This is a genomic window from Marinobacter sp. SS21 (assembly GCF_028369065.1).
In the GTDB taxonomy this organism is placed as follows: domain Bacteria; phylum Pseudomonadota; class Gammaproteobacteria; order Pseudomonadales; family Oleiphilaceae; genus Marinobacter.
Map to the genome: position 1 here is coordinate 82,005 of NZ_JAQNDA010000008.1, position 26,989 is coordinate 108,993.

Below are 26,989 nucleotides of genomic sequence, written 5' to 3' on the forward strand. Positions count from 1 at the left end.
TTGCTTAGTACAAATACCACGAGGGAACGGAAAACATCCGTGCTACCGGTGGTGGCTACAGTCGATGCCGTAAATACGCGTATTGACTGTGCAATACCCCTGGCCGACCATAGGTAGCTCCCCCGCACCAGCCCAAGGTGAGCTATTCGAAATGCACGAAAGCATAATGGAGCAGTTATGGCAGACTTCCCACTTGCAGGGAGGGAATCTGGCCTATGTTGAGCAGCTTTTTGAAACCTACCTGACCGATCCCAATGCCGTTCCCGAAGAGTGGCGTAGTTATTTCGACAAACTACCCAGTATCGATGGCCATCATGGCCCCGATATCATTCACTCTTCCATTAGAGAACAGTTCGAGCACATCTCTCGCAATCAGCGCACCCTGTCTACTGGCGTGCCCGCGAGCGCTACTTCCGATGCAGACAAGAAGCAGATTCGTGTACTCCAGCTGATTAATGCCTTTCGATTCCGTGGACATCAGCAGGCCAAGCTCGATCCGCTCGGTGTGATGGTTCGTCCTCCCGTTGAGGATCTCAGTCTGTCCTTCCACGAACTGTCAGAGGCTGATCGCGATCTGGAATTCCAGACTGGGTCTCTGAACTTCGGTGCTGAGTCCATGAAGCTCGGCGATATCGTTGATGGTTTGCAGGAAACCTATTGCGGCAACATTGGCGCCGAATACATGCACGTGGTCGACACGCGCATCAAGCGGTGGTTCCAGCGTCGTATGGAGCCCGTTCGCTCTCATCCTGAATTTGAAGTCGCCACCCGTCGTCATCTGCTGGAACGGTTAACGGCTGCAGAGGGGCTGGAAAAGTATCTCGGTTCCCGCTATCCAGGCGTGAAACGGTTTGGTCTGGAAGGTGGTGAGAGTCTGATCCCCTGTCTCGACGAACTGATTCAACGTGCTGGCGGCTATGGCGCCAAGGAAATTGTCCTGGGTATGGCGCACCGTGGGCGCCTCAACGTGCTGGTCAATACCCTGGGTAAAAATCCGAAAGAACTGTTCGATGAGTTCGAAGGCAAGAAGCTGGCGGATTCCGGTTCCGGTGACGTCAAGTATCATCAGGGCTTCTCTTCCAACGTCATGACTGAAGGCGGCGAAGTGCATCTGGCGCTGGCCTTTAACCCCTCCCACCTGGAGATCGTGTCTCCGGTGGTCGAAGGCTCCGTTCGTGCCCGCCAGACCCGTCGTAACGATACCGACGGCAGTCAGGTGCTACCCATTATCATGCATGGTGACGCGGCATTTGCGGGCCAGGGCGTGGTGATGGAAACCTTCCAGATGTCACAGACCCGCGGCTACGGCGTTGGCGGGACCGTCCATATCGTCATCAACAACCAGGTTGGATTCACTACCAGCAAGCAGGAAGACGCCCGCTCCACTGAGTACTGTACCGACGTGGCGAAGATGGTTCAGGCGCCGATTCTGCATGTCAATGCGGATGATCCCGAAGCGGTGCTGTTTGCCGCCCAGATGGCGATGGATTATCGCAACGAGTTCAAGAACGACGTGGTGATCGATCTGGTGTGCTACCGCCGGCGCGGCCACAACGAGGCCGACGAGCCGTCTGCGACCCAGCCGATCATGTACAGCAAGATCCGCAAGCTCAAGACAACCCGTGAGCTGTACGCGGATCGTCTGCAGGCAGCCGGCGTCATTACGCTGGAAGACGCCAAGCAGATGGAGCTGGACTATCGCGATGCTCTCGATCAGGGCGATCACGTTGTCAAATCCCTGGTCAAGGAACCGAATACCGAGCTGTACGTTAACTGGGCACCCTATCTGGGGCACGAGTGGACTGCGAAGTGCAAGACCAGTGTGCCACTGAAAACCCTGCAGCGGCTGGGCAAGAAGCTGGGCCAGTTGCCGGAAGGTTTTGCTGTCCAGCGCCAGGTTTCGAAGATCATCGATGACCGCAACAAGATGACCGCCGGAGCCTTGCCCATCAACTGGGGTTACGGTGAGGTTATGGCCTATGCCACCTTGCTGAACGAAGGCCACCCGATACGGCTCACCGGTCAGGACGTTGGTCGGGGCACCTTCTCCCATCGTCACGCGGTGCTGCACAATCAGAAGGACGGCTCCACCCACATTGGGCTAACAGAGCTGTCGGAAAATCAGCCTAACTTTGAACTCTACGATTCGCTGCTTTCGGAAGAGGCAGTCATGGCGTTCGAGTACGGCTATGCCACCACCACGCCTGACGCATTGATCGTGTGGGAAGCTCAGTTCGGCGACTTCGCCAACGGTGCCCAGGTGGTCATTGACCAGTTCCTCACCAGTGGTGAGCACAAGTGGGGCCGTCTCTGTGGCCTGACCCTGCTGCTGCCGCACGGCTACGAGGGGCAGGGGCCGGAGCACAGTTCCGCACGTCTGGAGCGATTCCTGCAGTTGTCAGCGGAACACAACATTCAGGTCTGTGTACCCACCACGCCGGCCCAGGTGTTCCATATGCTGCGCCGTCAGGTCAAGCGCCCGCTGCGTAAACCGCTGGTCGCCATCACTCCGAAGAGCCTGCTGCGGCACAAGGAGGCAACATCCAGCCTGGACGATTTGACCGAGGGTACATTCCAGACCGTTCTGCCGGAGCAGGAGCTGCCCGATCCGAAGAAAGTCACCCGTCTGATCATGTGCAGCGGCAAAGTGTACTTTGATTTGCTAGAGAAGAAGAAAGCAGATGAACGCGAGGACGTTGCAATTGTTCGGCTTGAACAGCTGTATCCGTTCCCTGCAGACGATCTGGATGAAATTCTGGCGGCTTACACCAAACTGAAGCATGTCGTCTGGTGTCAGGAAGAGCCTATGAACCAGGGTGCCTGGTACTGCAGCCAGCACCACATGCGTGGTGCTTTGCATCGCCTGAATCCAAAGCTTTACCTCCAGTACGCCGGTCGGGAAGCTTCCGCTGCGCCTGCCTGTGGTCACACCTCTGTCCACATTGAAGAGCAGAAGAAGCTGGTAAACGACGCGTTTGAAATCTGACGAGCTACCGAATTTAAGGACTAAAGATGTCAATTGAGATTAAAGCCCCCGTATTTCCCGAGTCGGTCGCTGAGGGCACTGTAGCGACCTGGCACAAGCAGCCTGGCGAAGCCTGTTCTCGCGACGAGCTGATTGTCGATATCGAAACCGACAAGGTGGTTCTGGAGGTTGTGGCACCGGCTGATGGTGTCATTGAGGAAGTTATCAAGGGCGAAGGCGATACCGTTGAAAGCGGCGAAGTGATCGCCAAATTCAAGGCGGGCGCTGCCGCTGCCGCTCCGGCGCCGGCCCAGCCGGCATCCAACGAGGCACCAGCGGCCGCGGATCAGGCCAACGACGCCGTCTCCGGCGATGCAGTGCTCAGCCCGGCTGCGCGCAAACTGGCAGAAGAGAAAGCCGTCGATCCGAGTGCCGTGAAAGGCACCGGCAAGGGTGGCCTGGTCACCAAGGAAGACGTTCAAAAGTTTGTTGACGACCAGGCCGCAGCCAAGCCCGCCGCCGCACCGGCCGCAGCGCCTGAGGTGGCCCTCGGCGCCGGCGAGCGTGCCGAGAAGCGCGTTCCGATGACCCGCCTGCGTGCCAGCATCGCCAAGCGTCTGGTAAGCGCTCAACAGAACGCCGCCATGCTGACCACCTTCAATGAGGTCAACATGAAGCCGCTGATGGATCTGCGTAAGCAGTACAAGGACAACTTCGAGAAGCGTCACGGCATTAAGCTGGGCTTCATGTCGCTGTTCGTCAAGGCTGCAACCGAGGCGCTCAAGCGTTTCCCGATGGTGAATGCTTCCATCGATGGTAACGACATGGTCTATCACGGCTACCAGGATATCGGTGTAGCGGTGTCCAGCGATCGTGGTCTGGTGGTTCCGGTGCTGCGCGACACCGACGCAATGGGCTTGGCGGATGTCGAGAAGAAGATCGTCGAATACGGTACCAAGGCCAGAGACGGTAAGCTCGGCATCGAGGACATGACGGGCGGTACCTTCACCATCTCCAACGGCGGTGTCTTTGGTTCTCTGATGTCTACACCGATCCTGAATCCGCCGCAGACCGCTATCCTGGGTATGCACAAGATCCAGGAGCGTCCGATGGCGGTCAATGGTGAGGTGGTGATCCTGCCGATGATGTATCTGGCGCTGTCATACGATCACCGTATGATCGACGGGAAAGAGGCTGTCCAGTTCCTGGTGGCCATCAAGGAAATGGTGGAAGATCCGGCACGCATTCTGCTGGACGTCTGAGTCTGTCATTCAACGAATCAGTAAACAGGATAGAACATGTCTGATAAGTACGACGTTATCGTCATCGGTGCGGGTCCGGCCGGTTATGTCGCCGCCATCAAGTCCGCTCAGCTGGGCTTGAAGACCGCCTGTGTTGAAAACTGGACGTCTGCCGAAGGCAAGCAGGTGTTGGGTGGTACCTGCCTGAACGTGGGCTGCATCCCTTCCAAGGCGCTGCTGGAGATTTCCCACAAGTTTGAAGAGACTCGGGACCACTACGACGAACAGGGTATTGAGACCAAAGGCGTCGAGATTAACGTTGGCAAGATGATGGAGCGCAAGGCTGGCATTGTCACACAGCTGACGGGCGGTATCGCCCAGCTGTTCAAGGCCAACGGTGTCACCCCGGTGCACGGTCGCGGCCGGGTACTGGCCAATCGCCAGGTTGAGGTGACCGACAACGATGGCAAGGTAAGCGTCCTGGATGCGGAAAATGTCATCATTGCCACCGGCTCCAACTCCATCGAGATTCCTCCTGCGCCGTTGACGGAAGGTTTCATTGTGGATTCCGAGGGCGCCCTGGAGTTTGACGAAGTGCCCAAGCGCGTTGGCGTTATCGGTGCCGGTGTCATCGGTCTTGAGCTGGGCAGCGTCTGGTCACGTCTGGGATCTGAAGTGACCATTCTGGAAGCCCTGGACACCTTCCTGCCGGCCGTTGACCAGCAGGTGGCCAAGGATGCGTTGAAGCAATTCAAGAAGCAGGGACTGGATATCATTCTCAAGGCCCGCGTGACCGGTACCAGCGTCAAGCGGAATCTGGTCTACGTGAATTACGAGGATTCCAAGGGCGAGCAGGAACTCAAATTCGACAAGCTGATCGTTGCCGTTGGCCGTCGTCCGAACACCGACAACCTGCTGGCGGCCGACTCTGGCGTTAACCTGGACGAGCGTGGTTTCATTTTTGTTGATGAAACCTGCCGCACCGACGCCCCGGGCGTCTGGGCGGTCGGAGACGTGGTTCGTGGTCCGATGCTGGCTCATAAGGCTTCGGAAGAGGGCGTGATGGTTGCCGAACGTATCGCCGGCCATAAGCCTCAGGTCAACTACGACTGCATTCCAAGCGTTATCTACACGGCTCCGGAAGTGGCCTGGGTTGGCAAGACCGAAGAGCAGCTGAAGTCGGAAGGGGAGGCCTACAAAGTGGGTACGTTCCCGTTTGCGGCCAATGGACGGGCGATGGCTGCCAACGCAGCCAGTGGATTGGTGAAAATCATTGCCGACGAGAAGACCGACCGGATCCTGGGTTTCCATGTCTCGGGGCCGCAGGCTTCCGAGATCGTAGCCCAGGGCGTGATTGCCATGGAGTTCGGTTCAACCGCTGAAGACCTGGCGCTCACCTGCTTTGCGCATCCGTCTCTGTCCGAGTCTGTCCATGAGGCGGCACTTGGCGTAAACGGCGGGGCGATTCACATCGCTAACCGTCGCAAGAAGAAGTAACGCAAGTCAGGAAGTCGGGGCGCCAAAGAGGGCGTCCCGTGGTCATAACGTGGCGACTTTCAACTGCGATTAGCGCGTATTGAGGCGATCCCCGATACGCCACACAGAATTCGCGGACGGAGCAATCAGACGTTGAACCTCGGGTTCGATATCCGGCTGGTCCGGCGGATTCAAATTCCGTACATGGTTATCCTCCATCAAGAAGCGGGACACAAACTATGAATTTGCATGAATATCAGGGCAAGCAGCTGTTCGCTGAGTACGGCCTGCCTGTATCCAAGGGCATTGCCTGCGATACACCTAAAGAAGCGGTTGCGGCTGCGGACGAAATCGGCGGAGACGCCTGGGTTGTCAAGGCTCAGGTTCACGCGGGTGGTCGCGGTAAGGCCGGTGGTGTAAAGCTGGTCAAGAGCAAAGACGAGATTCGTGAGTTCGCAGAGCACTGGCTGGGCAAAAACCTGGTCACCTACCAGACGGACGAAAATGGTCAGCCGGTTAGCAAGATTCTTGTTGAGTCCCTCACTGACATCGATCAGGAGCTTTACCTGGGTGCGGTTGTTGATCGTAGCACCCGTAGCATCGTTTTCATGGCCTCCACTGAAGGCGGCGTGGAAATCGAGAAGGTAGCGGAAGAAACACCGGAGAAGATCCTCAAGGCGAGCATCGATCCGCTGGTGGGCGCTCAGCCATACCAGGGCCGTGAGCTGGCGTTTAAACTGGGTCTGGAAGGCAAGCAGGTAGGTCAGTTCACCAAGATTTTCCTGGGTCTGGCCAAGCTGTTTGAAGACTACGATCTGGCGCTGCTCGAGATCAACCCTCTGGTTATTACCCCAGCAGGCGATCTCCACTGCCTCGACGCAAAGATCAATGTGGACGGTAACGCTCTGTACCGCCAGAAAAAGATCCATGAAATGCACGATCCTTCCCAGGAAGATCAGCGCGAAGCAGACGCGGCCAAGTGGGAGCTGAACTACGTCGCTCTCGAAGGCAACATCGGCTGCATGGTTAACGGTGCGGGCCTGGCCATGGGTACCATGGACATCGTCAAGCTGCACGGCGGCCAGCCGGCTAACTTCCTGGACGTGGGCGGCGGTGCCACCAAAGAGCGTGTGACGGAGGCGTTCAAGATCATCCTGTCTGACGAAGCCGTGCAGGCGGTGCTGGTCAACATCTTCGGCGGTATCGTCCGCTGCGACATGATCGCCGAAGGTATCATCGGTGCGGTCAAGGAAGTAGGCGTCAAGGTACCTGTTGTGGTTCGCCTCGAAGGTAACAACGCTGAACTGGGCTCCAAAGTGCTCGCAGAGAGCGGCCTGAACATCATCGCTGCAACAAGCCTGACGGATGCTGCAGAGCAAGTCGTTAAAGCTGCGGGAGGTAAGTAATGAGCGTCCTGATTAACAAAGACACCAAAGTCATCTGCCAGGGTTTCACCGGTGCTCAGGGCACCTTCCACTCCGAGCAGGCGATTGAGTACGGCACCAAGATGGTTGGCGGCGTGAGCCCGGGCAAGGGCGGCACTGAGCACCTGGGTCTGCCGGTATTCAACACGGTTCGTGAAGCGGTTGAAGCCACTGGCGCTCAGGCGACTGTGATCTACGTACCGGCTCCGTTCTGTAAGGACGCCATCGTAGAAGCGGCCGATGCCGGCATTGAGCTGATCGTCTGCATCACCGAAGGCATTCCCACCATCGATATGCTGTACGCCAAGGAATACGTTGACCGTAAAGGTGTTCGCATGATCGGGCCGAACTGCCCGGGCGTGATCACACCGGGCGAGTGCAAGATCGGCATCATGCCTGGCCATATCCACAAGCCTGGCAAGGTGGGTATCGTATCCCGTTCCGGTACCCTGACCTACGAAGCCGTTAAACAGACCACTGACTTCGGTTTCGGTCAGTCCACCTGTATCGGCATCGGTGGTGACCCGATTCCGGGTTCTAACTTCATCGACATCCTCAAGTTGCTGCAGGAAGATCCTCAAACCGAGGCCATCGTTATGATCGGTGAGATCGGCGGTACCGCCGAGGAAGAAGCTGCTGCCTTCATCAAAGAGAACGTCACCAAGCCGGTGGTGTCCTACATTGCCGGTGTTACCGCACCTCCTGGGAAGCGTATGGGCCATGCAGGCGCCATCATTTCCGGTGGTAAGGGTACTGCAGACGAGAAGTTTGCCGCCCTGGAAGACGCCGGTGTGAAAACCGTACGCAGTCTGGCTGATATCGGCCAGGCGCTGAAGGAAGTGACTGGCTGGTAAGGCGAAAACCCATTGCCCCAGTAAAACCCCCGATTCCGGCTCTGCCGGAATCGGGGGTTTGTGTTTTCTGGCCCAGGTAAATGCAGCGCTGGTCTGCCTGCGCCTTACTCTGCAGAGCACATCAGTCTATAATGCCCGGTCAGCCAGCCTTAACACGGGCCGGAAGCGGGACCGCAAGCGTTCAGCCGTCATCAACGTCGGTTCCAGCCCCCTTATTGCATTAGAGGAGTTCATGCTTTGAGTTCTGTAGATTCCCAGCAACGCGTGCTGTCAGGAATGCGTCCAACCGGCAAGCTGCACCTTGGTCACTACCACGGCGTGCTGAAAAACTGGGTTAAGCTCCAGCATGAATACGAGTGCTTTTTCTTTGTGGCCGACTGGCACGCGTTGACCACCGACTACGACGACCCCAGAGGCATTGAAGAGAGCGTCTGGGATATGGTCATTGACTGGTTGGCGGCGGGTGTGAACCCGGGATCCTCCACCATGTTCATCCAGTCCAAGGTGCCGGAGCATGCGGAACTCCACCTGCTGCTCTCCATGATCACGCCACTGGGCTGGCTGGAGCGGGTTCCCACCTACAAGGATCAGCAGGAAAAACTGCGGGAAAAGGACCTGGCCACCTATGGCTTCCTGGGCTATCCGCTGCTGCAGAGTGCGGACATCCTGATCTACCGGGCCGGGCGGGTGCCGGTTGGCGCAGACCAGGTCTCCCACGTGGAGATCACCCGGGAGGTGGCCCGCCGCTTTAATCACATTTACGGACGCGAGCCGGGTTTCGAAGAGCAGGCCGAAAGTGCCATCGTCAAAATGGGCAAAAAGAACGCCAAGCTCTACCGCACCCTGAAGAAGCGTTATCAGGAGGAGGGCGACCTGGAGGCTCTGGAAACCGCCAGGGCACTGCTGAAAGAACAGCAGAATATCTCCTTGGGCGACCGGGAGCGGTTGTACGGCTACATTGAAGGCGGCGGCAAAGTCATTTTGCCAGAACCGCACCCGTTGCTGACGCCGGACTCCAAGATGCCGGGACTGGATGGCCAGAAAATGTCCAAATCCTACAAGAATACGATTGGCCTGCGGGAAGAGCCGGATTCGGTATCGCAGAAAATCCGCACCATGCAGACCGATCCCCAACGTGTGCGTCGTACCGATCCGGGCGAGCCGGAGAAATGTCCGGTGTGGGGGCTGCACAAGGTGTATTCCGACAGCGCCACTCAGGAATGGGTTCAGACCGGCTGTCGCAGCGCCGGCATCGGCTGTCTCGATTGCAAGAAACCGTTGATCGATGCGGTGATCGAGGAGCAGCGCCCACTGCATGAGCGGGCGCGCGAATACGAGAGCAACCCGGACCTGGTACGTTCGATCATTGAGGAAGGCTGCGAGCAGGCCAGAGACGCGGCACGGGACACGCTGGAAGAGGTTCGGGCGGCCATGGGCCTGAGCTATCGATAACCGGATGGGTGCGTCGTTATGACGGAAGACAGCAGCGCAAGCCAAGCCCCAGAGGTGCTCGAAAGCACGACCGTGCCCGAGAGCAATCCGTTAGCGCTGGTGTCCGGCAAACCCCTGGTCGAGGTGCCCAAAGATCTCTATATCCCACCGGATGCGCTGGCGGTGTTTCTGGAGGCCTTTGAGGGGCCTCTCGATCTGCTCCTGTACCTGATCCGGCGCCAGAATATGGACATTCTGGATATCGACGTCAGTGAGATTACCCGCCAGTACATGGATTACATTGGCGCCATCGAGGCCATGCGCTTCGAGCTGGCGGCAGAGTATCTGGTGATGGCAGCCACGCTGGCCGAGATCAAGTCCCGAATGTTGTTGCCCCGTCAGCAATCGGAAGACGAGGATGAGAACGACCCGCGGGCGGAACTCATTCGGCGACTGCAGCAGTACGAGCGTTTCAAGAAGGCCGCTGAGGACATCGACGAACTGCCGCGGCTGGAGCGGGACAATTTCGTCGGTTCCGCGTCCTTGCCCAAGCTGCCCAGTTCACAGCCTCACCCGGACGTGGATCTCCGGGAAATGTTGCTGGCCTTACAGGGCGTATTGAAGCGGGCGGACCTGTTCACCAGTCACCACGTCGAAAAGGAAAAGCTGTCCACCCGGGAACGGATGTCCTCCATCTTGTCGTCTCTCAGCGAAGAACGTTTTGTCAGCTTTGAGAGCCTGTTTACGCTGGAGGAAGGCCGGCTGGGTGTCGTTGTGACGTTTTTGGCGACCCTGGAGCTGGTCAAGGAACAGCTTGTTGAAGTCGTGCAGGGAGAGGTCCTTGGTCCGATCCACTTGCGTGCACGCGCAACCAACTGATTCGGGGATGTCCTCCGGTGAATTTGTACCCTGGCTAATCGCATGAGTTTATGAAAGAAGAGCAGATCCAACATTTACAGGCCATTGTTGAAGCCGCCTTGCTGGCGGCGGGAAAGCCGCTGTCTCTGGAGCAGCTGCTTGAACTGTTCAATGAGGGCTCACGACCGACGCGCCAGGTGATGGAGCACGTTCTGGCCCAAGTGGAGGCGGCCTGCGAAGGGCGCGGTTTCGAACTCAAGAAAGTGGCCAGTGGTTATCGTTTTCAGGTCCGGGAGCAGTACGCCTCCTGGATCGGCCGGCTCTTCGAGGAAAAACCCCAGCGCTATTCCCGCGCGCTGCTCGAAACCCTGGCACTCATAGCCTATCGTCAGCCCATCACCCGGGGTGAAATCGAAGAAATTCGAGGAGTGACCGTCAGCAGTAACATCGTTCGCACCTTGCTGGAGCGGGAATGGGTTAGAGTCGTTGGGCACCGGGATGTCCCGGGGCGCCCAGCCATGTACGCAACCACTCGGCAGTTCCTCGATTACTTCAACATGAAAAGTCTGGATCAGTTACCCCCGCTCTCTGAGGTTCGCGATCTTGAGGACATTGGTCGGGAGATCGAGCAGAGCATGCAGGGAGAAATTGAATTCAAAGTTGCGCCCGCAGGCAGTGATGGCGACCACCCCGATCAGGGCGGTGAATCCCCTGATTCCGACCAGACGCTGCACTAACACCGTATATTAAAAGGATCGCACCATGGGATCAGAACGCTCCCGCACACGTCATGGCACTCACCCGTCAAAGCTGGAAGTTAACGAACCGGAGCGTCTGCAAAAGCTCCTGGCCCGTGCCGGGCTCGGTTCCAGGCGGGCAATTGAAGAACTGATTGAGGCCGGACGCATCAGCGTCAACGGCGAAATTGCCGTCATGGGTCAAAAGGCTTCGATCCAGGATCGCATCGAGCTGGATGGCCGACGGGTCGATGTCGATGCGGCGGCCCAGGTTGTACGCCGGGTGTTGGTTTACAACAAGCCCGAAGGTGAGGTGACTAGCCGAGACGACCCCGGCGGCCGGCCAACGGTGTTTGACCACTTGCCACGGCTCAAGGACCAGCGTTGGATATCGGTGGGACGCCTGGATCTCAATACCTCCGGATTGATGCTGTTTACTACCGACGGTGAACTGGCCAACCGGCTGATGCATCCATCCCATGAGATCGATCGGGAATACGCGGTGCGTATTTTCGGTGAAGTGGATGATGCGATGGTTGCGCGACTGCTGGAAGGCGTGTTGCTGGACGACGGCATGGCGCGGTTTTCCGACATCTCGCCGGCCGGAGGCAGTGGCATCAATCGATGGTTCCACGTCACGTTGATGGAAGGTCGCAACCGAGAGGTTCGTCGTCTGTGGGAGTCCCAGGGTGTCCAGGTGAGCCGGCTGAAGCGGGTAAGGTATGGCCCCATTTTCTTGCCGAGCCGGCTTTCGATCGGGCGCTGGGAAGAGTTGGGGCAGAAGGCAGCGGATGACCTGAGTCGGTCGGTGGGCCTGGAACCGGTACCGATTCCGTCGAAAACGCCCGGCGAACGGGCAAGTCAGGAGCGCAAACGGAAAAAGCAGCCGCCAAAATCCGCCAGGCGGGGAGCCGGAGCCAAGTGGCAGGTGAGCGACAGCAAGCCGGCACGTCGTCCGCAAACGGCGCGTAAATCCCCCAAACGCTGATGCCTCTATAGTCGTTACCGGGCTCGGCGTTATGCCTGAGTCTGGTTGCGGCCGTGACGTTTGGCGCGATACAGCGCCTCGTCGGCTCGAGCCAGCCATCGTTCCGGTTGGTCGCCTGTGTGCCAGGTCGCGATTCCCAGGCTGCAGGTTACCGTTACCTGACGCTCCCCGCAGCACACCTGGAGGTCGGCGATACGCTGACGAATTCTTTCTGCCACCACACGGGCATCGGACTCTTCGGCGTAGGGTAGCAGGACAGCGAACTCCTCGCCGCCGAATCGAAACAGGCTGTCGGAATGCCGCACGGCCTGCTCGATCTCCCGGGCAACCGCCTTGAGGATATGATCGCCAATCACGTGACCAAAGCTGTCATTGATGTGCTTGAAGTGATCCAGATCGCAGAGAATAAGGGAGTAGTGTTCACTGTGTCGCTCGCTGATGCAGCATGCCTTCGCCAGCGCTTCGTCCAGAGCCCGTTTGTTTGGCACCGACGTAAGCGCATCGGTCAGGGCTGCCTGTTGAACCCGAGTGTACAGGCAGGCATTGCGGATGGGGCACACCGCAACGGCGAGCATTTGTTCGATGGCGGTCAGTTCCTCGTCATGAAAGCGGCTTCGGCGGGTCAGGGTCAGGGTGCCGAGTGGCTCACCTTCAATACCCAGTTTGTATTCGCACCGATGCTGCCCGCCGAGCCCCGTCGAGTAAATAAAATCCTGACGGCCGATCCGGTGGCGATAGGTTAACTGGTCGTGCGGCACCCAGGCCATCAACTCATCGGCGAAGAGTGCGATGACCTCTTCCAGCGACAGGGTGGTGGTCAGACGGCGGGTGACTCGAACATAAGGATTGCCGCTGTCATGCCATTCCTGGGCAGCCTGCTTGATCTGGCTCAGTTGGCAGCCCTGCTTGTTGATTGACCTGATATTGTGATGCTCGTTCGACATGATCGGTCCTTGTTGTAATCTGGGCGTGTCTAAGCAGTAATGATGCCAAGGCAGTTAAAGGCAATGAAAACATGCAGTAAAGCTTATTATTGAACCGTATGTAGTGAATTTATGCGTGAATTTGTCAAAAAACTGACGTTAACTCGGCCAGATTCATAGGGGTGCGCCGACGTTGTGTGCGTTCCGCAATAAATATTGGCGCTGAGGACTCGGGCTTTTCGTCGGCTATGGTACACTTCCGGCCTTGTCTGAGAGCTGGATGATTTACCACGAAGGAAGCGACGCCCGTTATGCGGTTTCAGGCCCCAGAAAGTTTGGCCGAGCAAATAGCTCGGCACCTAGGTCACCGGATTGTCAGTGGCCGTTTGGCTCCCGGCGAGCGGGTACAGGAAATGAAAGTGGCCGGCGAACTGGATGTGAGCCGGGGCTCGGTCAGGGAAGCCCTCCTGATCCTCGAACGTCGCCACCTGGTGGAGATCTTCCCGCGCCGAGGGGCTGTGGTGTCGCAACTGTCGCCGGCGTTGGTCAACAGCCTGTATGACATCTACATTGAACTGCTGTGTATGTTGGGTCGCAAGCTCATGGAGCGGTGGTCATCGGTGGATCTGGTGGTCATTATGGGGCAGATTCAGCAGCTGCAAACCCTGGCCAGTGCCAGCGAAAAGACCGGGGATGAGGCCACGGAGCGAGTTGTCGAGGCGGGATTTGAGGTGATGCGACACGCCTACCGGTTGGTTGATAACCCTTTTCTTGAAGAGACGCTGGAAAACTTCAAACCAGCCATCAGCCGGACCTATTATCTGGCGCTAAAGAAGGGGCCGGGCGAATTCATGAAGACTGAACGGTTTTTCCGTCAGGTCACCGAAGCCGTGGACCAGGGGGACGCGGACGGTCTGGTCGCGGTTATCCGCTACTTCGGAGAGCACCAGCGACAACAGGTTCTCAAAACCCTGAAACAGGCCCAGCCTGACCTGACTTAACCGTGACCGACTCGCTGAGCGGGTGAAGACAACGACTATGCGTCTGAAATCGATCAAACTGGCGGGCTTTAAATCCTTCGTGGATCCCACCACTGTGCCGTTTCCCACCAACATGACTGCCGTCGTCGGCCCCAATGGTTGTGGCAAGTCCAATATCATTGACGCGGTGCGCTGGGTCATGGGGGAAAGCTCTGCCAAATACCTGCGCGGCGAATCGATGACAGACGTTATCTTCAATGGTTCCAGCGCCCGCAAACCGGTAGGGCAGGCTTCGATCGAACTGATCTTCGATAACGGCGATGGTTCTGCACCGGGCGAATTTGCCCGTTTCGCCGAAATCTCTGTCCGCCGCCGGGTGTCGCGGGAAGGCCAGTCGGAATACTTCCTCAACGGTTCCAAGTGTCGCCGTCGCGACATTACCGATCTCTTCCTGGGCACCGGACTTGGCCCGCGCAGCTACGCAATCATCGAACAAGGCATGATTTCCCGGCTGATTGAGGCCAAACCCGAGGAATTGCGGGTCTATATCGAGGAAGCTGCCGGCATCTCCAAGTACAAGGAACGACGCAAAGAGACCGAGAGCCGCATTCGCCGTACCCAGGAAAATCTGGAACGCCTGACCGACCTGCGGGAGGAACTGGATCGCCAGCTCCAGCATCTCAAGCGCCAGTCGCAAGCAGCCGAGAGGTACAAGGCTTATAAACAGGAAGAGCGCCAGAAGAAAGCCGAAGTCACCGTGTTACGCTGGCAGGCTCTGGACCGTGACCTTCATACCTGGCGCGAGAAAATCAGCCAGACCGAACTGGAACTGGAACGTCAGCTGACGGAGCGTGTCAGCCTGGAGACGTCGCTGGAGTCCCTGCGGGAAGCCCATCACGATCGTACCGAACACTTTAACAAGGCGCAGGCTCGTTATTATGAGGCGGGCGCCGACATTGCCAGAATCGAGCAAAGTCTGGAGCACCAACGGGAGCGCAGCCGCCAAAGCGCCGCCGAGCTTGACCAGGCGTTGGCAAACCAGCGTGAACTTTCCCGCGAGCTGGAGCAGGACCAGAGCAAGCTTCAGGCGATTCAGGAAGAAGTGGCCATGCTTGAGCCCGAGCAGGAAGCCCTGGCCATGAATTCGGAGGAATCCGGGGAGCAGCTGCAGCTTGCCGAAGATGCAATGGGCGACTGGCAGCAAACCTGGGAAGCGTTCAGTGCCCGTTCCTCCGATGCCCGCCGACAGGCGGAACTTGCGCAATCGCGTATTCGCTCCTTCGAGGCGGCGATCGAGCAGCTCCGGCAGCGGGGGGATCGGCTCAATGAAGAGCAGGCGCAGCTTGAAGGTCAGATCGACCGTCACGAACTGGACGAGCTGACGGAGCAGGGCGCCGAGTTGGCGATGCAGCGGGAAGATGCCGCGATCCGGATCGAGGAAATCCAGGAGCGTCATCAAGGGCTTCGACAGCGATTAAAGGTCGCTGAGGCCGAGGTCTCCGAACGGCGCCAACGGGCCCAGACACTCAAGGCGACAGTTGAGTCCCAGCAGGTGATGCTGGCTGAGCAGCTCGGCGGCCAGAACGATGATTTGCAGGCCTGGCTGGCAACTCACCAACTGCTGGATTTGCCGAAGATGGCCCAGCAGCTGCGCATTGAGGGCGGTTGGGAGTTCGCCGTTGAGCAAATCCTTGGTCAGTTTGCCCACGCGGTTAGCGTTCCTGACCTGGCCGGGTACGGCCCGGCGGTAGAATCGGCGCCAAAAGGGGCGACCCTGGTATGTCGCGCCGGCACCGAGGATATTGTCGGTACCGGCAGTTTGTTATCGCGTATCAGCAATGCTGGCGGCCTGGCCGGTCTGCTGGACCGTATCGACACTGCCGAGAACTTGCCTGAGGCACTGGAGAAAAGGGAATCTCTGGCAACCGGCCATTCCATTGTCACCCGGGATGGCGTCTGGGTTGCGCGGGATTGGATACGGATGCCGGAATCGGACTCCGGGCAGATGGGCGTGATCGAGCGCCAGCAGAAGCTGGAGCAGCTCGAAGCCCAGCTGGACGAAGCGGAGACGGCCCTGGAGGCCGCCAATGTTGGTCTGCAGGATCAGCAGCAACAGTTGGAAAGCGCAGAGGCCGAGCGAGAGGCGGCACAACGTGCGTTAAACGAGATCGAGCGGCAGGTCAGTGACGCCAATTCCAGGATGAGCGGGCTGCGAGCGCGGGCAGAGCAAATCGACGCCCGCTTGCAGCGGATTCGGGACGATGCCGAAGAGGTCGGCGAACAGCTGGTCGAGCAGCAGGAAAGTCTCGAAGCCGAGCGGGAGGAGTGGCAGCAGGCGTTGGCTGCAACCGAAGACAGCGAAGAGGAGAAGGAGCGGCTGCTGGAACAGCGAGACAGCCTTCGCGAAAACCTCGACCGGCTACGCCAGCAGGCTCGTCATGATCGCGACCATGCGCACCAGTTACAGTTGCAACTGCAGTCCCTGCACAGTCAACGGGATGGCCTCAGGCAGACCATTGAACGGATGCAACTGCAGAAGGAGCGCCTGGATGAGCGCATAGAGATGCTGCGTGATTCCCGCGAGACAGCGGAGGAGCCGATCGAAGATCTGCAGATGGAGCTGGAGGGCTTGCTCGATCGGCGGGTGGCTGAGGAAGCAAAGCTAGCGGCCGCCCGCGATGCCCTGGAGGATATTGATCGGGAGGTCCGGGAGAAGGAACAAGGGCGCGGGGGCACTGAGCACCGAATCCAGGAAGTCCGCGGGCAGCTGGAAAAGCTCAAGATGGAGTCCCAGGCCCTTGAAATTCGGTCTGCCAATCACCTCGAACAGCTTAAGGAGCTGGATGTCCAGCTTAAAGACGTGCTTGAGTCGATGCCGGAGGACGCCACCGAGAAGCTTTGGGCGGAAGAGCTGGAAAAGATCGCCGGTCGCATTCAGCGCCTGGGAGCCATTAACCTGGCTGCCATAGAAGAGTTCCAGGTACAGAGCGAACGAAAGACCTACCTCGATTCCCAGCACGAAGACCTGGCGGAGGCGCTGGAGACCCTTGACACCGCCATCCGAAAGATCGACCGGGAAACCCGTCAGCGCTTCAAGGAAACCTTCGACCAGGTGAACAACGGGTTGCAGGCCCTGTTCCCCAAAGTGTTTGGCGGCGGTAATGCCTACCTCGACTTGACCGGCGAGGATTTGCTGGAAACCGGGGTCACCATCATGGCGCGTCCGCCCGGTAAGAAAAACAGTACCATTCACCTGCTCTCCGGGGGCGAGAAGGCATTGACCGCCATCGCCTTGGTATTCTCGATATTCCAGCTGACCCCGGCACCGTTCTGTATGCTTGATGAAGTCGACGCACCACTCGATGATGCCAATGTGGGGCGGTACGCCAATATGGTCAAGGAAATGTCAAAGCAGGTGCAGTTCATATACATCAGTCATAACAAGATCGCGATGGAAATGGCCGATCAGTTGATGGGCGTCACTATGCATGAGCCGGGCTGTTCCCGCTTGGTGTCTGTGGATGTGGAGGAGGCGGCCGCCCTGGCGGAGGCCTGAGTGAAAAAATTGATGACAATCCCGCCATGTGGCCCGCTGGCGCGTTGTATTCGGGGCGGGCTTTTCATAGAGTAACGACGATAAGCGATTTGCAAACAGGACAGCAGCACTATGTCACTTAGGGAATGGTTAATCACCATAGGTACCCTGGTTATTATCGGCATTGTTATTGACGGCTTGCGTCGGATGAGACGTGCCAAAAAGGAATCGATGGCGATCTCATCCGGAATGGGCGCGGACGACCTTCAGGAGTCGCCGCTCGACCAGCATTACAACCCTGAACTACCCAACGGCGGTGCCCGTACGGTGTCGCGGGAGACTCTGGAAGAGCGCGGTTATGTAAGAAAGGCCGGCCGGTCTCGGTTCGCCAACCCCGAACCGAAACCTACCCGTCCCGTTGTGACAGAGCAGGGGCCTGTTGCGGATTCGACGGAGGCTGAGCCCGTACCGTCCCCGGAATGGCAGAACGAACCCCAGGCTCCCGAGGAACCATTCATTGGCGCTGGCGAGGTACAGGTGCCCGTGTCGCACGATAGCGAAAGCGGCTGGGGCGCCCTGGACGACGACGGTGAGCCTGAGAACGGTATTGTGGGTGAGGCGCGTACGGTGCGTCCGGAGCAGACCCAGGCCCGGAAACAGCTGCCTGAGGATCAGCACGCCCTGGCGGAGTTGGAACCCGGACAGACGACCGAAGTCGAACAGGACACCGCGAGTCGTACCCGCTCCGGACAGGTAAACGATCAACCGCTGGCAGGGGCGAATCGTCCAGAAGCCCTGGAAGTCATTGTCATCAATGTGCTGGCCAAGCCCGATTGCGAGTTCCAGGGTATGGCGCTGAAGCAGTTGTTTGAGGCCTGTGGACTTGCTCACGGTGATCTGGACATCTACCACCGTCACGAACAGTCCGATACCTACAGCCCGGTGCAGTTCAGCGTCGCCAATGCGGTGGAGCCTGGTACTTTCCGACCCGCCGATATGGCGACTCTGTCCACGCCCGGCATTAGCTTCTTTATGAGCATGCCTGGGCCGTCGAATGCACTGCAGGCCTTTGAATTCATGTTGGAGACGGCACAGTGCGTGGTGCGCAATCTGGGCGGAGAGTTGAAGGATGAGCGCCGAAGCGTGATGACGGCCCAGACCATAGAACACTGTCGCCAGCGTATCCGCGAATACGAACGCAAGAGCCGGTCGCGACGATCCTAGTTAGCGTCGGATAAACCTATCTACCCTTTAGTATGCGCCCGGTAACGCCCGGGCGTTTTGCATTCAGAATCAGGAAATGAGCGCGATGAGTCAGGGCGAACACACTGTGGCTGAGCAGATTCTGCGGTTAAGAAGCCAGATTGACGATCACAACTACCGTTACTATGTTCTGGATGATCCCCAGATCCCCGATGTGGATTACGACCGCCTGTTCCGCGAACTGCAAGCCCTGGAATCCGAGCACCCCGCGCTGGTCACGCCGGATTCGCCCACCCAGCGGGTCGGGGCCATGGGAGACACCTCGTTTGACGCGATCACTCACCGTATCCCCATGCTCTCCCTGGACAACGCCTTTGATGAAGAGGAACTCAGGGAGTTTGACCGCCGTATCCACGACCGCCTGAAGACCGACCAGGCCATCACTTACGTCTGCGAGCCCAAGCTGGATGGTCTGGCGGTGAGCCTGCATTACGAGCAGGGTCTGCTGGTTCGAGCCGCGACCCGAGGTGATGGCTATGTCGGCGAGGACATCACCGGTAACATCCGTACCATCCCGTCGGTACCGCTCAAACTTCGCGGTGAGGCGGTGCCCGAGCTGGTGGAAGTTCGCGGTGAGGTTTACATGCCCAAGGCGGGGTTTGAGTCGCTGAATCGAACCCTGACGGAGCAAGGCGAGAAGACCTTCGTCAATCCCCGCAACGCCGCAGCGGGCAGCTTGCGTCAGAAAAACTCCGCCGTGACCGCGCGCCGGCCGCTGGAGATGTGTGCCTACAGCGTGGCGGTGCCCGACGAGGGGGTGTTGCCCGCGACCCATTGGGACTGCCTGCAGCGGGTGCGGGATTGGGGCTTCCGGATCAATCCGGAAATGCGCCAGGCCGAAGGCGTCGAAGACTGTCTTCAGGCCTACCAAGCCCTGCTGGACAAGCGTGCCGATCTGCCTTATGAAATCGATGGCATTGTGTTCAAGGTCAATCGCCTGGACCTGCAGGCTGAGTTGGGCTTCGTGTCCAGGGCGCCGCGCTGGGCCATTGCCCACAAGTTTCCGGCGGAGGAAGCGCTGACGGTGCTGGAAGGGGTGGATTTCCAGGTTGGTCGAACCGGGGCGGTCACGCCGGTGGCTCGACTCAAGCCGGTGTTCGTGGGTGGTGTCACGGTCAGTAATGCCACCCTGCACAACATGGATGAGATTCGACGCCTGGATGTCCATGTCGGCGATACCGTGTTTGTCCGTCGTGCCGGCGATGTGATTCCGCAGGTGGTCAAGGTGGTCCTCGATAAACGACCGGCCAACGCCGGGGTCGTTGAGCGGCCCACCGCCTGTCCGGTTTGCCAGTCGGACATTGTCCAGATTGAGGGCGAGGCAGTGGCCCGCTGTTCCGGTGGTCTGTTCTGCCCGGCCCAACGCAAGGAAGCCATCCGTCACTACGCCTCACGCAAGGCACTGGATATCGAGGGCTTGGGAGAAAAGTGGATCGACATCCTGGTGGAGCGGGAGATGGTCAAGACGGTGGCGGATCTGTATACCCTGGATAAGTTTGACCTGATGGGACTGGAACGGATGGGCGAAAAGTCCGCGACCAACCTGGTCAATGCCATTCATGACTCCAAGCAGCCTGAGTTGTGGCGTTTTATCTATGCCCTGGGCATCCGGGAAGTGGGGGAGGCGACCGCCAAGGCGCTGGCGCGGCACTACGGCACCCTGGAATCGCTGATGCAGGCAGATGAAGAGTCGTTGCAGGAGGTGGCCGATGTGGGGCCCATTGTGGCGGGCCATGTCCGTAGCTTCTTCGACCAGGCCCATAATCAGGAGACAATCGCTGCGTTACGTGAGAACGGTGTGGCGTGGCAGCAGGAAACTGTCGATGCGGGTGGACAGCCTCTTGAAGGACAAACCTGGGTACTGACAGGCACGCTCGGCGAAATGACCCGGGATGAGGCCAAGGCCATTCTCGAGCGCTTGGGAGCCAAGGTGTCGGGCAGCGTGTCGGGGAAGACCTCCTGCGTGGTGGCGGGTGAGTCCGCTGGCTCCAAATTGACCAAGGCGCAATCGCTGGGTGTGAAGGTGCTGGATGAAAGCGAATTCGCGTCGGTGCTGGCATCCTTCGGTGCTGGGCCTGCCACTTAATGGCGCCTGAGGGCGCCGACCGAACGTTTATGAGAACTCGCGCAATCTGCGGCCAGGGGAAATTGATTACCATGGGATGGTTCTGTAACGGTGTGTATCTTGCCGTCCCCATAATAACAAAGCCCCTACGGATAACCGCATGAGTGTCGTATCGTACCGTCGCCGTTTTTCACGTCCCGTTTCGTTACTGCTGGTTGGCGCTGCCATTCTCGGGCTTTCTGCGTGCAAAACCAAAAAGGATGCGGATGACCCTACCGTGCTGGGTATCCCACCGTCCACGGCCTACCTGGGGGTTGAGTACTCCTATAACTTCGGTGCCGACGGCGGTGACGGCATCCTCGATTACTCCCTCACCAATGCGCCGTCCTGGTTGGGGCTGGAGGATATCAGCAACAAGGCCCGTCAGGGCATTATTCTGCGCGGCGTACCGGGCATCACCGGAGGCCAGCGAGGCGCGGACGACTTGGGAAAAACCAGCGACGTCGTATTGTTGACCACCGATGGCGACCGCGTAGGTCTCCAGCCGTTCGACGTCGAGGTAGTGAATAACGAATTGTCGTTGGCTGCGTCGGATGCAACCGAAGGGGCAGCTGGTGAGAATATTGATGATGGCGGGGAGGCCGCCTGCGTTCCCCCGGCAATGGAGGGTAACGGCGAGCACACATACACGCTTAACGGTTACGATGACGCCGGCAATGTGGTCGAAACCATAGAGCGTACGTCTCCCACCGCTCCGCTGCTGGTCACCGTACGTCTCGATCAGCCATCCGTCACGCGTGTCAGTGTCGCGTTCCAGCTCACCAGTCAGTACGATCCCAGCAATTGCGATGGTGGTGCCACGCCGCCCCACCAGCAGTGTGACAACAGCGGAGGCAATAGCGTCAAGGCCGCCATCGGCCGCGATGTCGTGGGGCTGGGAAGCAACAGCGCCTCGGATCTTGTCGTCCCGGATTACCTGCAGTATCAGGCGGATGGTGATGGCTATTTCGCTGGCGGACTGCTCACCTTCGAACCTGGCATCACCGAATGCTACATCCGTCTGGAAGTGGTAGACGACACCATCGCCGAACAGCCGGAATCCTTCGCGTTGGCATTGACCGAGGTGCGAGAAGGGTTGGCGAGCATATCCGAGGCAACTTCTGAAGGCGAAGTGGGCATCGAGATCACCGATGACGAGCCTCGGGCTACACTCGAAACCCCGCTCGGCCTTGGCCGCGACTCGTTGAATGCCAGGGCAGTGGACCCTGATATTGACCCGATCCCGGAGTACCTGGTCCGCCTGAGTGGTGATCGCAGCGGCGATTACCGCGTTTATTTAAGCACTGCCGGTTCGTCGGCGGTGGCTGACAGCGATTTCGAGATCGAGGTGTTGAACAGTGCGGGGGATTGGATCGCGCGGGATTGGGTAAGCATTGCAGACGACGTCGATACCGCAAGGTTTCGCCTGCGGGTGTTGGACACCTTCGCCAATGCCCTGGATGAGGACAAGCAGGTCAAGCTCACCGTAGACACCGACTTCCAGGCAGGCCGGGAACGGGTTGCCGGCAGCACCGGCTCGACACTGCGGATCGGGTTGAATGAACTGGTTGCTGAGGTGCTGGTTGGCAGCGATGGCGGCTTCGTGCCCACGGATATGGCGATAGGGCACGATGGCCGGCACTTTATCGTGGGCTATGACAGCGCCAGCAACTTGCCCCAGCTACGGATTCTTGACCGGTTGGGGGTGGATTCCCTGGGGCCGGTAGCGCTGCCGGACGCGCCGGTTGATCCATCCGCGCCCCCGGTCATCAACTACGTTCAAAAACCGCTCTCCAACGACAGCTTTGATCGGCGCCTGGTGATCAGCTACGGTACTGCCGGAGCGATTACCGGTGCCACCAATGCCGGGGCGATCGACTTGGTGACTGCCCTTTACCAGTACGACAGCGCGGCGGTGCCTGCCGGTTACGTTTTGGTATGGGAAACACAGAGCGGCAGTGCCGGAGACGATGTGCCCTCCTGGGTTGGGCTGGATGCAACGTTCAATGTGTTTATCACCGGTGAGACCTCTGGTGTCTTGTCCTCTGATGGCGCCGCCGGGGGCGTGGACAGCTTTGCCCAGCGCATTGACACCCGCCAGGACGGTGGCGCCAGTACCGCAACCGTCGCCTGGACCCGACAGGCCGGGTCTGGCCTGGATGAAACCGTTAGCGGAGGGGATCTGGCCCCCAGTGGCGTTGTCACCGTGGGTACCAGTCGCGGAGGCGTCCAGGGCCAGACCCAATTCGGCGGGCGGGATTTCTTCTTCTACGATGCCTCGTCCCCGGTTGGCAGCCTGGCGGTGCGTCAACGCGGCACCGAGGCTGATGACAGCGTGGTTGCGGTCCGCTACGACGATAATGGCGTATGGCTGGCGGGGCAGAGCCCCAGCGTGTATGCCGCTGAGCCCAATGACGACAGTGCCCTCCAGGGCGCGCTTGAGTTGACCTCCGCCCCGGCCTCCAGTGTTTCAGCGTTCCTGTTCCGTTACGCCATTTCCGGCCAGCTTAACCGGGTGGTGATGCTCAACGACAGCGACGATACGGCGAATGAACAGGTGACTGCCCTGGCGTCGTTTGACGACGATTTGGTGGTGGCAGGCAGTAGCGACGGACTGTTTGCGCCAGACGCCGATAATGCGGCTAATCGTCGTCAGCCGATCCTGGCTCGGATTGACGGGGGGCATGAGGCGGACGCGGCTGATGCGGTGATCTGGCGGGCCCAGGGCGTTATCGACGATGCCCGGGTGATTCGCCTGGGCCAGTATCGAAACGACGAACTGGCAGCGCTGGTTGAAGTGGGCGGCAGCGGGAGCCGGCAGTGGCAGCTGCTGGTGTTCAGTGGTGCCGGTCGCCAGCTCAATTAAGGCGCCGGTGAGGGCCCCGGGATGTTGGGTTACCCGCAGCGGTCTATGGCCGCATCAGACGTTGCCCTCTTGCTGACTCGGACTGGCGTAGAGGCGGAGGTAATCGGTGCTGGTCACAATGCCCACCACCAGGCTTTGGGCGTCAATCACCACCGCCGCATCGAGTCGATGAGCAAGCATCAGCCGAGCGAGCTGGTGAGCGTCCGTTTCGGGCGCGACAGTCAGGAAGGCCGGCAGTTCGATCAGGCTGAAATTGTACGCAGCTGCTTCGGCCTTGTTGTCCCTTAGCCATTCCAAAATCCAGGGCTTGTCCACCAATCCTGCCACTTCATTATGCTCGGTCACCACGATCAAGTGTCGTATGGCACGGCTTTCCATATAGGAGAGCGCCTCGGCCAGCGTGGTCGACGTTGGCAAGGAGTGCAGTGTTGTGGTGGCCAGCCGGGAAACCGGCAGGTAGGGGCGTTGGCTGTCCTCGGCCACGCCGGTGTTTTCCCCGTAAACCGCTGCCGCCCGACGATGCGCCGACCACTGAGCATTGAGCACCTCGGGATCGGTGGCGTCATTCCTTTGGGGATTGATAGGGTGATACTCGACCATCTCGGTGACCGTATCCACCGGTCGGTCACGGAAAATTTCAGGTACGCGGGTGCCCAAAGGCCTTCCCGGCTCACTCACGTAAATCGCCATAGCTACTCCAGCACTTCCTGGGCCCTTAACACGGGCCCGCTAGTCAGTATATCGGCCTCTTGTTGAAAAGCTTTAGCTCCTGCGGGTACTTGCCGAAAGCGCGCTGGGCTTATTCTGCATTGCAGAGAGAGAGGTAAGGCTTCCGGGTGGCCCAACAATCGGTCGGCCAAGAACTCGGCCAACATTGGCGCGTAACTTAACCCTTTGCTGCCCAGGCCTGTGAGCAGGAACACCCCCGGCAGTGCCTCGCCGTCACCCTCAAGTGCGCCAGCGACGGGTTGATAGTCCCGAGTTGTGCAGCGAAAACCGACCCGGCCACGGGGGTGGGGATCGCTGCGGGCGAATCGCTCCATCACCGCTTCCGGTACTATGCCGGGCAGCATTGAGGACAACGCCTGCAGGTTTTCTGTCTCGCTTGCTGAAGTCACTTCCGGGTTGTGCTGGTGCAGGTCAAAGGTGGCGCCCGTCAGCGCCTTACCGTCACTCGCCGGATTGAGATAGCAGGAACCACAGACAACGCAGTCCGGGGTTGCGATGTCATCGGCCGACAACTGCGTTACCTGCCCGCGGATCGGCCTGAATCGGCGTTGGAGGGTTTCGGGGAGCAGCTCGATGATGCGATGGCCACTACACAGTACCAGCTGCTCGGCAGTGACGACCTCACCGGATGTGGCGGTCAGCTGCCAGGAATCGGCGAGTGCGGTCACCTTCGTTACGTCAAAGTCAAATTGGCAGGCAATCCGGTCATGATCCAGCAGCCAGGCGCACAGGCCTGCCGGGTTAAGCCAGCCGCTGTGGGCAAACCACAGTCCCCCTTGAGCCAGCGGTAGCCCACTCAGAGCCGAGGCTTCTTCTGCGCTGACCGGGCGCACCACCGCGCCCGGGTAATCGTTGCGGGCCGCGAACTTGTCCTGGCGTAGGGATTCCTGCTCATCATAGGCCAGCTGGAGCACTCCGGTTTGCTGCCAGAGGTTGCCGGGCAGGGTGCGGTAGTGCGCCTGGGCGAAGAGCAGAGCGGACAAGGCAAGTCGGGTTTGGGCATTGAAGTCTACCCCGAGCTTCACATACAGCGCGCCTTGGGCATTGCCAGAAGCGCCGGTGGCGGGGCCGCTGCCGGCATCGACCAGGGTCACCTGGACGCCTCGCTCGGCCAGGTTTCGTGCCAGCAGGCAGCCGCTGATACCGGCGCCCACCACAGTTACCGACTTGGGCGTTGGCGGGTGGCTCGCCTCAGAGGGCCCAGTCTGCTCTGGGTTGTGAGGGGCGTACCGGCCGGCCAGCATGTCGCGCTTCCTGCCAAATCCCGGAACCTTTTGCATGTCGAAGCCTGCGGCCTGCAGGGCGCGCCGGACTCTGCCGACCGCAGTGAATGTGGCCAGGGTTGTGCCAGGGCGACTGTGTTCACTTACGGCGGTCACAACCTCATCCACCCAAAGCTCCGGGTTCAGGGATGGTGCAAAGCCATCCAGAAACCAGGCGTCGGCGCGGAAGTTGAGTTCACGCCAGCCGTCCAGGGCGTCACCAAAATACAGCGTCAACCTGACTCGGCCGCCATCAAGCACCAATCGGTGAGTGCCGTTGATCGGCGCCGGGTAGTGGTGCTGCAGTTCCGTTGCGAGATCCGCCAACTCGGGCCACATGGCATGGGCCCGGGCAAGGTCCTCGGCCGTGAGCGGGAATCGCTCGACGGTGACAAAGTGAAGGCTGGCACTGTCTGGCGGATTTGACTGTCGCCAGCAGTGCCAGGTGGCCAGGAAATTGAGGCCCGTACCAAAGCCCGATTCCGCAACCACAAAATGCTGTCCTGGGGTGAGGGCAGCAAAGCGTTCCGACAGCTGGTTATGATTCAAGAAGACGTAACGGCTCTCTTCCAGGCCATTGTCCCGGCTGAAGTACACGTCCCCAAAATCCGCCGATTCGGGTACGCCGTCCCGCCACACCAGGCGTGCCGGTGTGGCTGACACGGTTTTAGAGGAAGGCGTCGTGGTCATTCGCTGGCGTTATCGATACGCCGGATTTGCTGGATGACGATGGGGGTCACAGGCACATCGGCCATGCCCTTGCGGTATCCAGTGGGTTGGCCGGCAATGGCATCGGCCACCCCCATGCCTTCGGTTACTCGACCAAACACCGCGTAGCCCGGCCCCCTGGCGCCGGCGTTCAGAAAATGGTTGTCCACCAGGTTGATAAAGAATTGGGAGGTTGCCGAATGGGGATCATTGGTTCGGGCCATCGCAATGGTGCCCCGCAGGTTCTTCAGGGTGGGGCTGGCTTCGTTGACGATCGGGGCCTCAGTGGGCTGCCGGTTCAGGTTCTCGTCGAACCCGCCGCCCTGGACCATGAATCCGGGAATCACCCGGTGAAAAATGGTGCCCTGATAGTAGCCAGCGTCCACGTAGGACAGGAAGTTCTCGACGGTTTTTGGAGCGACATCGGGGCGCAGGGTGATCTCCATGACACCTTGCGAGGTTTCCACGCGTACTTTCGGCAAAGCTGGCGGTGAGTCCGCGTCGTCGGCGCTCGCATTGATGGCGAACAGCGCCGTGACCACCATAAACAGAAGACGTTGAATCACAGTTACTGATTGTTTTACCGAATTTTTCGTTTGTACACTCGTCACAGTGGTTCGCTCCATGTATGTATGAATGCCGAGG

General features: G+C 59.2%; 18 protein-coding genes. 14 read left to right on the forward strand and 4 right to left on the reverse strand.

Annotation, left to right across the window (positions count from 1 at the left end):
• The first annotated feature begins 151 nt into the window (after positions 1 to 151).
• The 9 genes from N6L25_RS12220 to rluB all read left to right on the forward strand — a co-directional run bounded on the left by N6L25_RS12220 (position 152) and on the right by rluB (position 11,974).
• Positions 152 to 2,986, forward strand: a complete 2,835-nt coding sequence (locus N6L25_RS12220; RefSeq protein WP_271980704.1) for a 2-oxoglutarate dehydrogenase E1 component — start codon at positions 152 to 154, stop codon at positions 2,984 to 2,986.
• 26 nt (positions 2,987 to 3,012) lie between these two features.
• Positions 3,013 to 4,227, forward strand: coding sequence for a 2-oxoglutarate dehydrogenase complex dihydrolipoyllysine-residue succinyltransferase (odhB, locus tag N6L25_RS12225; protein WP_271980706.1), 1,215 nt, complete (start codon positions 3,013 to 3,015; stop codon positions 4,225 to 4,227).
• 36 nt (positions 4,228 to 4,263) lie between these two features.
• On the forward strand, positions 4,264 to 5,703 hold the full coding sequence (lpdA, locus tag N6L25_RS12230; protein WP_271980709.1) for a dihydrolipoyl dehydrogenase: 1,440 nt from the start codon (positions 4,264 to 4,266) through the stop codon (positions 5,701 to 5,703).
• Positions 5,704 to 5,921: 218 nt separating this feature from the next.
• A complete protein-coding gene (gene sucC, locus N6L25_RS12235; protein WP_271980711.1) occupies positions 5,922 to 7,088 on the forward strand; it encodes an ADP-forming succinate--CoA ligase subunit beta in 1,167 nt (388 codons plus the stop codon).
• Positions 7,088 to 7,960: a succinate--CoA ligase subunit alpha gene (gene sucD, locus N6L25_RS12240; protein WP_271980714.1), complete on the forward strand. Its 873-nt coding sequence runs from the start codon at positions 7,088 to 7,090 to the stop codon at positions 7,958 to 7,960. The genes sucC and sucD overlap by 1 nt, the downstream gene beginning before the upstream one ends.
• 237 nt (positions 7,961 to 8,197) lie before the next feature.
• Positions 8,198 to 9,412, forward strand: coding sequence for a tryptophan--tRNA ligase (locus tag N6L25_RS12245; protein WP_271980716.1), 1,215 nt, complete (start codon positions 8,198 to 8,200; stop codon positions 9,410 to 9,412).
• Positions 9,413 to 9,430: 18 nt separating this feature from the next.
• On the forward strand, positions 9,431 to 10,270 hold the full coding sequence (locus N6L25_RS12250) for a segregation and condensation protein A (RefSeq protein ID WP_271980718.1): 840 nt from the start codon (positions 9,431 to 9,433) through the stop codon (positions 10,268 to 10,270).
• Between the two features lie 50 nt (positions 10,271 to 10,320).
• Positions 10,321 to 10,986, forward strand: coding sequence for an SMC-Scp complex subunit ScpB (gene scpB, locus N6L25_RS12255; RefSeq protein WP_271980720.1), 666 nt, complete (start codon positions 10,321 to 10,323; stop codon positions 10,984 to 10,986).
• 25 nt (positions 10,987 to 11,011) lie between these two features.
• Positions 11,012 to 11,974, forward strand: a complete 963-nt coding sequence (gene rluB / locus N6L25_RS12260) for a 23S rRNA pseudouridine(2605) synthase RluB (RefSeq protein WP_271980722.1) — start codon at positions 11,012 to 11,014, stop codon at positions 11,972 to 11,974.
• Positions 11,975 to 12,003: 29 nt separating this feature from the next.
• On the opposite strand, the gene N6L25_RS12265 is transcribed toward rluB, so the two are convergent.
• On the reverse strand, positions 12,004 to 12,918 hold the full coding sequence (locus N6L25_RS12265) for a GGDEF domain-containing protein (protein ID WP_271980724.1): 915 nt from the start codon (positions 12,916 to 12,918) through the stop codon (positions 12,004 to 12,006).
• A gap of 290 nt (positions 12,919 to 13,208) precedes the next feature.
• Between N6L25_RS12265 and N6L25_RS12270 the strand changes: the two genes are divergently transcribed.
• The 5 genes from N6L25_RS12270 to N6L25_RS12290 all read left to right on the forward strand — a co-directional run bounded on the left by N6L25_RS12270 (position 13,209) and on the right by N6L25_RS12290 (position 23,645).
• Positions 13,209 to 13,898, forward strand: a complete 690-nt coding sequence (locus N6L25_RS12270) for a GntR family transcriptional regulator (RefSeq protein WP_271980726.1) — start codon at positions 13,209 to 13,211, stop codon at positions 13,896 to 13,898.
• 37 nt (positions 13,899 to 13,935) lie between these two features.
• Entirely contained in the window at positions 13,936 to 17,433 is a 3,498-nt protein-coding gene (gene smc / locus N6L25_RS12275) for a chromosome segregation protein SMC (RefSeq protein WP_271980727.1), read from the forward strand.
• Between the two features lie 111 nt (positions 17,434 to 17,544).
• On the forward strand, positions 17,545 to 18,636 hold the full coding sequence (gene zipA / locus N6L25_RS12280) for a cell division protein ZipA (protein ID WP_271980729.1): 1,092 nt from the start codon (positions 17,545 to 17,547) through the stop codon (positions 18,634 to 18,636).
• Positions 18,637 to 18,721: 85 nt separating this feature from the next.
• On the forward strand, positions 18,722 to 20,761 hold the full coding sequence (gene ligA, locus N6L25_RS12285) for an NAD-dependent DNA ligase LigA (RefSeq protein ID WP_271980944.1): 2,040 nt from the start codon (positions 18,722 to 18,724) through the stop codon (positions 20,759 to 20,761).
• Between the two features lie 139 nt (positions 20,762 to 20,900).
• Positions 20,901 to 23,645 (forward strand): Calx-beta domain-containing protein, encoded by a 2,745-nt coding sequence (locus tag N6L25_RS12290; protein ID WP_271980731.1) that lies wholly within the window; start codon positions 20,901 to 20,903, stop codon positions 23,643 to 23,645.
• Positions 23,646 to 23,699: 54 nt separating this feature from the next.
• Here N6L25_RS12290 and N6L25_RS12295 read toward each other — a convergent pair whose 3' ends face one another.
• The 3 genes from N6L25_RS12295 to N6L25_RS12305 are packed head-to-tail and all read right to left on the reverse strand — an operon-like array spanning position 23,700 to position 26,910.
• Positions 23,700 to 24,335 carry a CBS domain-containing protein gene (locus N6L25_RS12295; RefSeq protein WP_271980734.1) on the reverse strand — a complete coding sequence of 212 codons (636 nt, stop codon included), beginning with the start codon at positions 24,333 to 24,335 and terminating at the stop codon, positions 23,700 to 23,702.
• 2 nt (positions 24,336 to 24,337) lie between these two features.
• Positions 24,338 to 26,326, reverse strand: a complete 1,989-nt coding sequence (mnmC, locus tag N6L25_RS12300) for a bifunctional tRNA (5-methylaminomethyl-2-thiouridine)(34)-methyltransferase MnmD/FAD-dependent 5-carboxymethylaminomethyl-2-thiouridine(34) oxidoreductase MnmC (RefSeq protein WP_271980736.1) — start codon at positions 26,324 to 26,326, stop codon at positions 24,338 to 24,340.
• Positions 26,323 to 26,910, reverse strand: coding sequence for a peptidylprolyl isomerase (locus N6L25_RS12305; RefSeq protein WP_442915239.1), 588 nt, complete (start codon positions 26,908 to 26,910; stop codon positions 26,323 to 26,325). Before N6L25_RS12305 ends, mnmC begins: the two co-directional genes overlap by 4 nt.
• Positions 26,911 to 26,989: the final 79 nt, after the last annotated feature.

Coding starts and splice junctions, on each gene's coding strand:
- N6L25_RS12220 (WP_271980704.1), top strand. CDS start 152: ATGCACGAAAGCATAATGGAGCAGTTATGGCAGACTTCCCACTTGCAG.
- odhB (WP_271980706.1), top strand. CDS start 3,013: ATGTCAATTGAGATTAAAGCCCCCGTATTTCCCGAGTCGGTCGCTGAG.
- lpdA (WP_271980709.1), top strand. CDS start 4,264: ATGTCTGATAAGTACGACGTTATCGTCATCGGTGCGGGTCCGGCCGGT.
- sucC (WP_271980711.1), top strand. CDS start 5,922: ATGAATTTGCATGAATATCAGGGCAAGCAGCTGTTCGCTGAGTACGGC.
- sucD (WP_271980714.1), top strand. CDS start 7,088: ATGAGCGTCCTGATTAACAAAGACACCAAAGTCATCTGCCAGGGTTTC.
- N6L25_RS12250 (WP_271980718.1), top strand. CDS start 9,431: ATGACGGAAGACAGCAGCGCAAGCCAAGCCCCAGAGGTGCTCGAAAGC.
- scpB (WP_271980720.1), top strand. CDS start 10,321: ATGAAAGAAGAGCAGATCCAACATTTACAGGCCATTGTTGAAGCCGCC.
- rluB (WP_271980722.1), top strand. CDS start 11,012: ATGGGATCAGAACGCTCCCGCACACGTCATGGCACTCACCCGTCAAAG.
- N6L25_RS12265 (WP_271980724.1), bottom strand. CDS start 12,918: ATGTCGAACGAGCATCACAATATCAGGTCAATCAACAAGCAGGGCTGC.
- N6L25_RS12270 (WP_271980726.1), top strand. CDS start 13,209: ATGCGGTTTCAGGCCCCAGAAAGTTTGGCCGAGCAAATAGCTCGGCAC.
- smc (WP_271980727.1), top strand. CDS start 13,936: ATGCGTCTGAAATCGATCAAACTGGCGGGCTTTAAATCCTTCGTGGAT.
- zipA (WP_271980729.1), top strand. CDS start 17,545: ATGTCACTTAGGGAATGGTTAATCACCATAGGTACCCTGGTTATTATC.
- ligA (WP_271980944.1), top strand. CDS start 18,722: ATGAGTCAGGGCGAACACACTGTGGCTGAGCAGATTCTGCGGTTAAGA.
- N6L25_RS12290 (WP_271980731.1), top strand. CDS start 20,901: ATGAGTGTCGTATCGTACCGTCGCCGTTTTTCACGTCCCGTTTCGTTA.
- N6L25_RS12295 (WP_271980734.1), bottom strand. CDS start 24,335: ATGGCGATTTACGTGAGTGAGCCGGGAAGGCCTTTGGGCACCCGCGTA.
- mnmC (WP_271980736.1), bottom strand. CDS start 26,326: ATGACCACGACGCCTTCCTCTAAAACCGTGTCAGCCACACCGGCACGC.